Consider the following 12,222-nt stretch of genomic DNA (forward strand, 5'->3'; position numbering starts at 1 on the left):
TGTGGGGGGTGTGGTGAGCCATTGGTGGATGGCGGTGGTTTGGGTGGGGGTGGTGCGGGGTGTGGCGAGGAGGGTGGCGGCGATGGCGTCGATGGCGGTGTCGGGGTCGTTGTGGAGGGTGTGGATGTGGTGTGCGGCGGTGATGAGTGCGGTGGGGAGTCCGGGGGTGTGGGGGAGTTGCATGGCGTGGAGCCAGCCTTGGGCCTGGGCGACCATGTGGGGGGTGGGTGGTGTGCCGAGGAGGGTGTGCAGGAGCTGGGTCTTGTTGACATCTCTGGTGGGGGTCGCGGCGTGGTGGGCGGCGTTGATGAAGCGGCCCATGAGTTCGTGATCCGCCATGACTCCAGGACGGTGTCGTCCTGGGCGAGGGTCAGGGTGTAGTGGATGAGGCGGGTGAGGACGTCGGCGATGGTGGAACGGGAGGTCAGCGGGGGTGGTACGGGGGCTTGCAGCATCCGCCGGAAGGCCTGCACGGGGCTGGTGGCAGTAGTGGCGGGGGCGGGCTCTGTGAGGGCGGGGGTGTTGAGCCAGTGTTCGATGGCCTGCCGCTGGAAGGCGGTTGCCTGGCGGGTGTGCAGGAGGGTGGCGGTGATGGCGTTGACGGCTTGGAAGTGGCCGACCCGGCCGGATGCGAGGTGGCGTGCGGCGGCGATCAGGGCTTGGGGCAGGCCCGGGGTGTGCGGGAGAGCCGCGGCGTGCAGCCAGCCGCGTGCCTGGGCGAGCATTTGGGGTGTGGGGGTGTCCGCGCGCAGCAGTGTGGACAGCAAACCTGCGGGATCCGGTTGCCGGCCGTCGGCCAGGTCGGCGCGGACGGCGTCGGTGAACCGGCCCATCAGCCGCGCGTTCAGCAGGCCGGTGCGCCCGGTGTGGGGCAGTGCCGAGGCCTGGAGCAGGCCACGTACGTAGTCTTCCCCGTGTGGCCCGGGCTCGTTGCCGGGGCCGTGGATGAGGGCGGTCACCTCCTGGGGGGAGAGCACGGTGCCGTCACCGGCCCGGGACAGTACGTGGTGGACGAGACGGGTCAGCAGGTCGGCCAGCGTCGCGACGGGAACGTCGGGTGCGGCCGGGAGCGCGAGCATCGCCTCGAACGCCGCCACCGGATCCATGACCGCCGCCGAGACCGGCTCACCCCCGGCCACCTGCGGATCGGTGAAAGCGTCTACGCCGTCGCCCTGGTGCGTCACCGGAGGTTCTCCGAGAGCCGTGGAGGTGGTGCCGGTCGTGCTCTGCTCCGGCACCGGCGGATTACCCGCCGTGGCGGCGGATTCCTGCGGCCGGGAGCTGCGAGTGACGCGTGGGCCGGTTGTGGGGTTGGAATCGGTGGCTGTTGTGTTCTTCTTTCGTCTCCGCCGGAGCCGGGGAAGCCGTTCGGGGGTGGTCGGGGTGCGGGGTGTGGTCGGGGTGGGTGGAGCGTTCAGCATGCCGGGTGTGCTGGTGGGGGTGTGCGGGGTGGTTTCGGCAGGAGTCCCCGTGCTGGTGCTGGGGGTAGGCAGGGCGTGGGGTGTGTGGGAGTTCGTGGTGGTGGTGTCGGTGCTTGTGGTGGTGAGGTGTTCGGCGAGGAGTTCGGTGAAGCGGTCGTCGTCGGTGAGGGTGCCGGCGTTGTTCTGGAGGTTGTCGAGGAGGTTTTCGGCGAGGGCGGTCTTGCCGGTGAGGATGTCGGAGATTTTGTCTTCGATGGTGCCCTGGCTGATCAGGCGGTGGATGTGGACGGGTTTGGTCTGGCCGATGCGGTGGGCGCGGGCGTCTGCTTGGTCGAGGACGGCGGGGTTCCACCACAGGTCGTACTGGATGACGTGGTTGGCGCGGGTCAGGGTCAGGCCGGTGCCGCCTGCTTTGGTGGAGATGATGAACACGCTGGGGGCGTCTTCGGCGCCGCTCTGGAAGGTTTTCACCCAGGAGGCGCGGGTGTCTTTGCTGACCTGTCCGTGCAGGAAGAAGGAGTTCAGGCCCTTGTCGTGGAGGTGGCGTTGGATGAGGCGGCCCATTTCCACGAACTGGGTGAACACCAGGACGGCTTCGCCGGCTTGGGTGATCTCGGTGACCAGCTCAGTGCGCCGGATGGTTGGCGATCTTGCGTAGTTTCGTGCCCAGCGCCATCGCGCTGGCCTTCTTGTTCTTCTCGCGCTGCCCGCTGTTGTTGGCGGTGGCCACCAGTGCCGCGTAGAGGGCGGTCTGGTCCGCTGTCATGGGTACCACCCAGTTGGTGTACGTCTTGGGCGGCAGCTGCTCCGCGATCCCCCGCTCGCTCTTGGTCCGGCGCAGTACGAACGGGCGGATGAGGTCTTCCAGCGCGATGGCGGGCTGCGTCGTGGTGCGGGTCTTGCCGGGAGTTCAGGTCGCCCAGCAGACCGGGCGTGGTCCAGTCCAGCAGCGCCCACAGGTCTTCCAGGGTGTTGCTGACGGGGGTGCCGGTCAGGGCGAACCGGGCGTGGGAGTTGAGGGAGCGCAGGCGCTGTGCCCATACGGCGTGGGCGGTCTTGATGTTCTGTGCCTCGTCGGCCACCCCGGTCCCCGGTGGTTGGTTGACCTGCTCGATGAGCAGCGCCGGATCCTGCACGCCCGGCTCCATGCCCTCCAGCGGGTGTCGGCCGCCCTGGCGGGTCCAGCGCGCCTTGAGGGCCTTGGCGACCACCTCCTCGTCGACCAGCACCCACTGCTCCCGCAGCAGAACGGCCGGCATCTGGGAGGCGATCAGGATGTCCATCTCCTCGACGGTCAGCTCGCTGCCGTCCTCCAGGGACAGCTGCCAGTCGAAGCTGAGCAACGCCTCGCCGTCCACCTGACTGCCCGGCGGGCGGTAGGCCGTGTTCTGCCCGGTGCGGTGGATTTTCACGGTGGAGGACAGCCAGCTCATCCGCTCCTTCGGCCAGAACACCTCCACCCCCGACTCGGCCAGCTTCAGCGCCGCCCCCGCCAGGGAACCGAGTCCCGCCCGGTCCAGCTCCACCGACTCCGCCGCGTCGTGACCGATCAGCGCACCCAGGAGCGGCCAGGCGGCCGACGCGTCCGACACCGCCAACTGCACCCGCCGCCACACCGCCTGATCGCCCAGCACCTTGCGGACCGGGGCCGGCAGCTCCTGCCAGTCGGCGCCGCCCGGCAGCACCTCCACCGAGCCGGCACCCTGCACCTGCAGCACCGCCCGCAGCCGGCCCACCCCCGCATGCTCCACCCGCACCGCGACGCGTACCCCGCCCAGCCCGTCCACCACCACGGGCACCGCCACCACGGGCGGAGCGTGCTCCGCGGCGTCCTCCCGCTGCCGCAACAGCTCCTCCACCAACGCCACCTGCTGCTCACGCGGCTTCATGCCCGGGGCATAGACACGCTGCGCGATCAGCCACGCGTCCGGCTCCTTACCCGCCGACGTCAGGGCATCGGCCAGCGTGCCCACCGCCTTCCGGATCACATCCCGCGCACCACCCTGCCGGGGCCCGTCACCACGAAGACCAGCAGCCAGCCAGAAACCCCATACCAGGTACTTGTTGGATCTGCTGCCCAATATCGTCGCGGCCTGCGTCATGGTGAGTTGCTCGTCCTTGTGGTCCACCTGCCCGGCCAGCGCGAAGCCCTGCCTCATCTTGTCCGCCGTGTAATGCAGGTTTTTGACCGTCCCCATGGTCACCTGGGCGCCCGAGGCGAAGAGCAGAGCACGGCTGAGGCCGAGCAGGGATTTACGGTCGTTGACTTTGGGTGGGGCGAAGAGTTCCGTGTAAGCGGAGGGGTCGAGGGCAGGGTCGTGGGGTGACTGCGCCAGGGCGAGGTGAGCGGCGTAATCTGCCACCAGCTCCTGGTCATAGTGCTCACCGCCAGGTGGTTCAGGCATGGATTCACGCAGCCGGTCCACATCGTCGAGAAGAACCGCCCCCAATTCCCCCTCACTTACTGCGCCAGCGAGTTCTGCCATCGCACTGTTCTGCCGCAGGAACTCCTCGACCATGACGACGTGCTGTGCCTCGGGCCGTCGCCCGGGGCTGTAGACCCGTTGCGCGATGAGCACAGGATCGGGCTTCTTGTCGGCCGAAAGGAAGGCATCGGCGAGCTCGCGCACCGCCTTTCGCACCACGTCCCGCGCCCCGCCCTCCGTGATGGTGTATTCGCCGAGCCCTGCCGCCATCCAGAAACCCCGCACATAGTTCCTGGCCACCTGTGCTCCCGCCGTGGCCATCGCGGCAGAGTGGGCGTTATGAGGAATGTTATTGCTTCGCTGTTCGCGGACGATGTCAATGTTCTGCCGCAGAAACGCCGAGGTGATATATCTCAGGGACTTTCTGTCCACTTTGACTGTGGCTCCGCCGGCGAACAGCAGTCCCGCTGCTGTTCTGGAGAACTTGTCGGCGTCCTGCGTCAGGTACGTGGTGTAGGGGGCGGGATCGACGGGCGTGCCGGAGCGGGAGTGGGCCAGGGCGAGAGCTGTCCCGTAGTCGGCCGCCAGCTGTGGGTCGCTGAACGGCTCTGTGGGAAGTACAGGTACGGCCTCGCCCAGCTTCTCAAGGTCGTCCAGGGGGATGGCGTCGAGGTCGGTCGGCGCGGCGGTGTCCGAGGTTTCCGTGAGGGGGGCTGACTCGGCGTGTTGCCGCAAGAACTCCTCCACGATGAGGACCTGGCTTTCGAGCGGTTCCTCTCCGGCTGCGTAGATCCGCTGGGCGATCAGCCGGTGATCGGGCTGTTTGCCGGCCGTGGTGAACACGTCGGCCAGTTCGTACACCGCTTTCCGCACCACGTCCCGTGCCCCGTTCGGAGCGATGACGTAGTCACCGAGACCTGCCGCCATCCAGTAGCTGCGCACCACGCGAGCGACGTTTTCGGGCGTACCTCGTCCGTCGCCGATCAGCAGGCGTGCCACCCTCTTCGAGGCATAGGTTTCTTGGTCCTTCTTCGCCTGCCAGAAGATATCGAACGTTTTCTTCATGGTCGACGCGTCTATCCACTTGACGTTACGGGGGAGCATGACCCGGCCCCCGGATGCGAAGAGCAAGCTGTTGGCGGTGAGGAGGCGGCCTTGTTGCTTAGCCTTATCGGCGAGCTGCTCCAAGACGTCATAGCTGTCTAGGGGTGTGCTGAGGGTTGAGGGTGCGAGGGCGAGCGTCATGGCGTAGTCGGCTGCCTTGGCCGGGTCGTAGCCCTGTGTGTGGTCGGGTTCCTCGGGGGCTTGCCGGCGCAGTGTCTCCAGGTCGGCGAGTGCGACGGCCGTCAGGTCCTCGGCCGTTACGGTGCGGCTGGTGGTGGTGTGGCCTTCGAGGACGTCCTGGATGCTGGGCGAGCCGAGAGACTCGGAGGGCGGCCGCTGGTCGCGGGTGGTGTCCTCGGAGTCGAGGTCCATGGGGCGGGGGCCGTCGCCCTTGTCGCTGTCGCTGTCGCTGTCGCTGTCGCTGTCGCTGTCGCTGTGGTGGGGGGTGGCGGGGTTGGTGGTGGGGTTGCGGGTTTCGGTGACATTGATCCCGTGGGGGCGCAGGAGTTCTTTGATGACGTGGTGCTGGTGTTCGTCCGGCGGGGTGGTCAAGTGCAGGACGGTGTAGGCGATGTCGTCGATGTCGTCGAGGGTGAGGGTGCCGTGGGTGTCCTCGATGGTGCGGGCGTGCTGGACGATGTCCTGGTGGAGGCGGTGCAGGGGGGTGCCGGGGCGGGGGACGGGCAGCACACCGCGGCCGGCGAGCAGGCCGCGGGTGCGGGCGTGGTAGTGGTGCTGGCGGTGAGGGATCACGCCGTCCGTGGTGTGGGAGATGACAATGCGGCCGTGGCTGAATTTCTGCCGCCCGGCCTCGTCGTGCAGGGCGCGGGCCTGGGTCAGTGTGAGGGCGGTACCCAGGAGGGTGCGGGCCTGCTCGGGGTCGTGGTGGTTGTTGAGGCCGGTCAGTGCCGTGCCTTCGAGGATGCCGGTGACCAGGGCCAGGCCGAAGGGGTCGGTGGCGATGCCGAACAGGTCCTGGACCAGGGCCGGGATGTCGTCGCCCATGTAGCCGGGCTGTGTGCGGGCGTGGAGCGTGGCGGCGACGACGTAGCCGGCCTGCCGGGCGAGTGAGGCGTTCACGCCCGGCGACGTGACGCCTCCGCCCGTGCTGGTGGTGGGCTGGTGTGCGGTGAGTCGGCGGGGGGTGGCTGTCTTCATCCAGAGGCTGGTGGCGGTGAGAGCCTCGGGATTGAGTTCACCGGTGCCGAACAACAGTTCACCTACCTGCTGGGCGGTCGCATCGGGTTGCTGGGCCAGCATCTGGGTGACGGCCCGGTGCATCTGGGCGCGAAGCCCGTCCGAGGGGAGGGAGGTGCCGCGCAGGCCGAGGGTCTCCAGCAGGCCCCAGATGAACGACTGGTAGGTGTGGGGCACATGCCGGTAGGCGAAGATCTCCACCGTGGTGGAGTGCGGGCTGGCGCCCGCGCCGTCGAGGGATTTCTGCAGCTGGAACTCGCCCACGATGGTGGCCATGTTCCGGGCCACCGAGGAACCCATCCGGTAGGCGGGCCGCAGCCCGGCCGCGGCCAGCACGCCGAGCAGGAAGTACCGGCGGGCGGTGCGCCCGATGGGCGAGGTCGCGTGCCACACCATCGGCGGGTGCACGCTGGTGTGCGGAGCCCCGTTGAACACCAGCTCCGCCAGCCGGCCCAGAGCGATCTTCCGCCCCTCCTGGACGGCGGTGGCCGCCCGCCAGATGGCGTAGTCGATCCGCTGCTGCAGCGTGCTGCCCACCCCGGGAGGCACCATCACCGGCCCGGCGTGGTAGGACACAAGCCGATCCGCCAGTACGGGTAGCCGCGTGGAGATCACGCCACGGTCGAACAGCCTCATCATCTGCTTCGCCGCCGCCACCTGCGACGGAAACACCCGCCTGGTCCCAAACGCCTTCCGCGCCAACTCGTCCGTATCATCCACGCCCTGATCCACCAGCACCCGGACCCGCTCCAGGACTCTGCCGCGCACGCTCCCGGCCGTGATCGGCGCACCGATCATTCCAAGCGCCTGCAACCACGACGTGCCGGCCCAATATTTCGACATGCGGCTCAGGCCTGTTTCGTCGTTGATGTTCTCGAAGCCACCGAGGACGCCGATGTCCTCACCGGCATCGATGGCTTCCCATATCTCGTCGAAGAACTCATCCATGGCGCGCACCAATTCGCGTTTGCCAGGACGGGCCGGGTGGTAGACCTCCAGCCCGAAAGCCTCCAGCCAGCCCCGCAATAGCATCCAATTGCGCCCATTCTTGAGCGCGTCGGGCTCCGGGTAGACGGAACGGGCTATTTCGGTGGGGCGATATTGTCCTGTCCGGACGATGGAAGCTGCCGCGTTGTAGATTGCGCGGTCGATACGGCGGCTCAGTTTCTGTGGCTCGGGCAGCTGGTTCCACGCCTCCTTCGCTTGCGTGCTGCTGCCAGGCCCGGGAATCGCGGGAGGCCGCCTGTTGCCGACGGCATCCACGATGATCTGGGCAAGTCCCGGGAACTGCGGGTCCTGCAGGTTCAAGTCCGGGCGGAGCAGCTCCTGAACGAGCACGACCTGGTCGATGCCGGGCTGCTCCATCCCCAGGAGCCCGGCCGCGATGGTCGCCGGATCAGAGCTGCCGGAACGGTCACGTTCCTCGCGAGCGGCCCGCGCGAGGCGGTACCGCACACCGCCTTGGAGAAGCGGTGAGTCATCCAGCCCCCAGACCGTGTACAGGCCGTTGTAGATGTCACCCCTATGGTTATGGATCTGTTGATGATTCAAATCATGGGGAAACTTTCGAGCGAGGTACATGAAGTTGGGGGTTCTGAATTCTCTTGTGGAGCCATGCATTTCATCAGCCAGTGGCTTGAAGTGGGTAAAATCCCTCCACCGGCTCGGTAGTGCGCCGGTGAGGCCGGCTGCCATGAGCCAGCCCACCAACAAAGACTGGTGATGTCCGTACCCTTCTTTCCAGATGGAGCGGGCGATGTCGCTCATGTTCAGTGTGTCGTTCTTGTGGCTGTTGGCGATGGTGTGGGCGGCGCTCCAGATGGCGTAGTCCATCATCTGGGTCAGCGTGGGGTTTTCGGGGAGCTGGGGTTCGTCGTCCCCCATGAGGAAGATGATGAGGCGTGCGGTGGCTTCTGCGGCTTCGGGGGTGACTTTGAGGGCCGGGGGTACTAGGTGAGTGGCGAGGGCGATCAGGGTGGCGAGGAGGGCGGGGGTGGGGGTGGAGTGAGGGCTGAAAAGGCGGGTGGCGATCGCCTGGTAGTCGAGCCGGTAGGTGTTCTGCTCTTCGGCGGCTTCTTGCGCGCTGGTGAGGAGGTCGGCGTAGGCGTTGGGCGTGGTAGCCGGGATGCTGGTGACTGTGGGGTCTGCGGTGGTGGCGTTGTCGGTTTTGGGTGGGGTGTGGCGGGTGAGGTAGGCGAGGGTGTGGTGCCAGGTGTCGGCCAGGGCGATGGCCTGGGCGCGGGGGAGGTGGGGAAGGATCTGGCTGGCTGCGGGTCGGATTCCACCTCGGAGAAGTACAGGTCGGCGAACTGGCTCAGGTCGGCTTCGAGGTGGTCGCCGCTCTGGGCGGCTTGTTCGACCAGGTGGCGTGAGGTGTGCAGGGCGTCGAGGGCGTGGGCGAGGGGCCGTTCCTGGCGGGTGAGGGTGCGCAGGCCCGCCTCGGTGAGCCAGCGGCGCAGGATGCGGCGGCCGGTGTGCTGGTGGGCGGTGGCGAAGATCTGGGGAAGCAGGGCGTCGAGGTCGACGCCGCCCAGGCGGGCGGCCTGGGCGGTGGCGATCCTGACCGCCTCCGTCTGGAGCAGGGCGCGGCCGGTGTCGGTGAGCTCTCCGCTCTCCTCGCGCACGGTGACGGTGCCTTCGATGCGGGTGCGGGTTTCCAGGGAGGCGTCCGGGGCGGTGGCGGGGATATCCCACAGGGTGGTGCCGCGCAGGAGTTCGCTGTAGCCGGCGTACTCCAGCATGTCCAGCGCGCGGTGCATATCGCCCGGGCCGGGGTCGTCGCGGCCGGCGAGGATCGCGGCGATCCGGATGACGTTGACGCTGCCGTAGTGGAACGCGTGGACATCAGCCGTGATCTTCGCCAGCCGCAGCCGGTCCATCGCGGTCACCGGCTCGTCGTCCTCGACACCCTGCAGATCACGCGCCCCGTACCGGGGCGAGGCGTCGTGCGGGATGCCCGCGAGGTCCAGATGCTGCTCGACGAAGGCCACCGCCCGCTCACCGGCGTGCCCGAACAGCACCGTCGCGATCCCCTCCACCTGGGCCCTGGACTCGCTCACGGCCTGCTGGTATCCCAGCTCCACCGCCCAGCTGCCCAGGACCGTCACCGCACGCGCGGTCAGCCGCCCGCGATGCCACACGGCAAGCCCCGACAGCCGCGACAGCTCAGCCAGCACGGACGCACGGCGCTCAGCCGACTCCTCACCCGGCGGCCGGCTGCGGGCACCAAGCTCCAAGGGCACTTCCCGGTAGACGCCGTGGAGAGTGCCGAGCCCACCGAGGATGCCGTTTCTGGTCGGCGGCCGCCCGGGCTTGAGCCACGTGCCCAACTGCTCGACGGGAACCGCCAGCGCCCGCGGGGTCAGCGACAGCAGCAACAACAGGAGGTTGGTCTCCTTCGGCGGAGCGTCCCCCGGCACGACCTGGCGCAGATGTTCCACCAGCACCGGATACGCCGTGGCATCCGCCCCCCAGCTCCCCAGCAGCTCGGCACGCCGCCGGCGCGCCTGCTGCTCGGTCCGGCCGGTGTACCAGCTCTCCGCTTCGCTGTCCGCCGCCCGCTCAAGTTCCCGCAGCCCCGCGACGGTCAGTTCCTGCGCCTGCGACACCGCCGACACACCCGAGGACCACGATTCCTCGGAACTCACACTCCCGGTGTCACTGACGGCATCGCCCCTCGGCGCCTGCTCGTCCGCTCGGCCGTCCGCTGACGAATCGGCGTCCTCGAACAGCAGATAATCCTCATCCAGCCCACCCTCCTCGCCGAAGGCCGCCTCAAGATCCCCCTCCCACCAGTCGGCGTCTTCTCCAAGCTCCCCGAACGCGGCCTCGAACGCGGCGTCCATAGCCGTCCGTACGGCACCGCCCCCGCCGGCAACGGCCTCCTCCTCCTGGTTCTCCTCGTCCACCTCCATCAACTGGTCGTCAAGCAGCTCCCCGAACGCGGCCTCGAACGCGGCGTCCATAGCCGTCCGTACGGCACCGCCCCCGCCGGCAACGGCCTCGTCCTCCTGGTTCTCCTCGTCCACCTCCATCAACTGGTCGTCCGGTGTCGGTGCGGTCGCCTCGGACTCCTCCTCCATCTGCTCCTGGTGCGAGACACCGGTTTCGTCTCCGGAGCCGCTTTGGAGAGCGGCGACGCTGAATTCTTCCCCGTGCAACCCAGAAAAAGGTGTACCGACAGAGGGAGACTCGCTCACCGGGATCGGGTCCATGGGGAAGGCGTACGTGGTGTGGCGGGGCGCCGGCCGGAAGCTGAAGGTGACCTCGCCTGCGTAGTACTGGGCCAGCTCCACTGCCACCGTGTCGGACGCGTTGTCCTCTTCGGCCAGATGAAGTGCGTGGCGCACCGCCCACACGCGCCGGAGGACCTCCACTCGCTGTCGCCCTTCCTCGTTCAGAGGTTGGGCGCTCGGATCGGAGTACGTCGCCAGTAACTGCCAGGCTCTGGCTGTCAGCTCGTCGGACTGCTTCTGCGGCAACTGGGCCATGGCCGTCATGAGTTGTGGCGCCGTCATGGCGTGCACCTTGGAGGCCGCTGGGGACAATTCCTGCTGCAAGCGGCTGCCCCGTGACGTGCTGCCCTGCGTGAGGCGTTGGTTGCCGGGCTGTCCTACGCCGCCCCTCATGCCCTTGGACCTTGGCAGGCCCCGGTCCTCGCGGATGCGATCGGCGAGGCCTTGGGCGCGGGCGATCGCTTCGGGTGACGCAGCGCCGGAGCCGGCGGGGAAGAGGGTCTGGGCGACGGCGGCGATGGTCCAGTACTCCAGCGGACTGCGCTGTTCGAGCCCTTCGCCGTTCGCGGCGATGGTCAGCGGGAAGTGCATCGTGTCGCCCACGATGGTGCGGGCGAGCAGCCGGTTCTCGAAGTCCAGTCGCTGATAGGGGCCGGCTTCGAACGCGCGCAGGCCGGTGATGTCGACGACCTGGGACAGATCCTGCAGGGCCTGGAGGCTGCCGGCGCCGGCGTAGTCCTCCAAGAGGGCGGTCTCGGGCGCCGGGTCTGGCGTCTGCGCCTGCGGCGCCTGGGCTTGCCGGGGTTCCACCACGGCCTGCTGGGGCGCGGCCCCGATGGGAGGGCTGCTGACCATCTCCGGTCGCACCGGCATCACGCCGCCGAGGACGTCGAAGATCGACTGCTCCGTGGCGGCCGGCGTGTCCTGGGCCTGCTCCGGGGCCGGCGTGTCCTGGGCCGGTTCGGGTGTCGTGGTCCGGGGCGGTGTCTGGGTTTCGGTGGTCTCGGGGGTCGCGAAGCGGGTGAACGACTGCTGCTCGGCGGTCTGGGCGAGGGAGCGCAGCGCGTCGAGGCCTGTGGTCGCCTCCTTCAGGCGGCCGGTGTTGCGTGCGTCGGTGACGGCCTTGTAGAGCTGGGTGACCTGGCGGGCGTCGGCGTCGTGAGCGATCGCGTTCGTCTGTGCTTCGAACGCCTCGGTTACCGCGTCGTCCAGTTGCCGTCTGAGTTCGGCGGGGCCGCTCCTCGGCGGCCTGCGTGTGCGCCGCCAGCTCCTCCAGCGCGGCGCGCGCCTGCTCAAGGCGGCCCGTGTCGCGGGCGTCGGCGACCGCCTGGAACAGCTCCCGCACCCGGTGGGGCTCGCTGACCATCTCCTCCAGGCTTCGCCCGAGCTGCGAGGGCAGCATTCCCTGTTCGTCGGCGGCGCCGGTCAGGACCGCGTCCAGGGGGTCGTCGGTGCGTGGTCCGGCCTGGCGGGCGAGGAGCTGCTCGGGTGTCGGCGGGGCCTGGGTGCCGGTGGTGTCGAGGGTTTCGGGCTGCCGCGTCAGGGTTTCGCTGCCCGGCTGGAGCGGGTCCGTACTCCCCGTCCGGTCTCCGGTGGGGTCCACCGTACGGCCGCCGGGCAGGTCCGGGGTTTCGGCCGGTCCCGGCGTGGGCTCAGGCAGGTCCGGGGTTTCGGCCTCCCGCGAGACCTCGCCTTCGGGTGTCCGGGCTCGTGCGCCCGTTGCGGTGGGGCTCTCGCTGTCGCCGGTGGCGCGCTGCTCGACCCTGGCGTCGAAGGCCGTCTCCAGCTGGGCGGCGCGCTCCAGGTCGCCGCGCTCGACGGCGGCCTTGACGCCGAGTT

4 protein-coding genes are annotated in these 12,222 nt (G+C 68.8%); 1 reads left to right on the top strand and 3 read right to left on the bottom strand.

Annotated features, from left to right (window positions below; translation table 11 throughout):
- The 3 genes from OO54_RS48480 to OO54_RS40460 all read right to left on the bottom strand — a co-directional run.
- The coding region (locus OO54_RS48480; protein WP_209440915.1) for a DEAD/DEAH box helicase at positions 1-2,006 on the bottom strand (2,006 nt) is incomplete at its 3' end.
- On the bottom strand, positions 1,943-8,032 hold the full coding sequence (locus OO54_RS48485) for an SNF2 helicase-associated domain-containing protein (RefSeq protein ID WP_033212621.1): 6,090 nt from the start codon (positions 8,030-8,032) through the stop codon (positions 1,943-1,945). The genes OO54_RS48480 and OO54_RS48485, both read right to left, overlap by 64 nt.
- A gap of 86 nt (positions 8,033-8,118) precedes the next feature.
- On the bottom strand, positions 8,119-11,679 hold the full coding sequence (locus OO54_RS40460) for a hypothetical protein (RefSeq protein WP_033212622.1): 3,561 nt from the start codon (positions 11,677-11,679) through the stop codon (positions 8,119-8,121).
- Here OO54_RS40460 and OO54_RS40465 point away from each other — a divergent pair.
- The coding region (locus OO54_RS40465) for a hypothetical protein (protein WP_157856609.1) at positions 11,639-12,222 on the top strand (584 nt) is incomplete at its 3' end. The two genes, OO54_RS40460 and OO54_RS40465, sit on opposite strands and share 41 nt — an antisense overlap.

The organism is Streptomyces wedmorensis, from assembly GCF_000716445.1.
Classification (GTDB): Bacteria; Actinomycetota; Actinomycetes; order Streptomycetales; family Streptomycetaceae; genus Streptomyces; species Streptomyces wedmorensis.

Bases quoted from the DNA above. Each gene is read 5' to 3' on its own strand.
- OO54_RS48485 (WP_033212621.1), bottom strand. From the start codon at position 8,032: ATGGGGGACGACGAACCCCAGCTCCCCGAAAACCCCACGCTGACCCAG.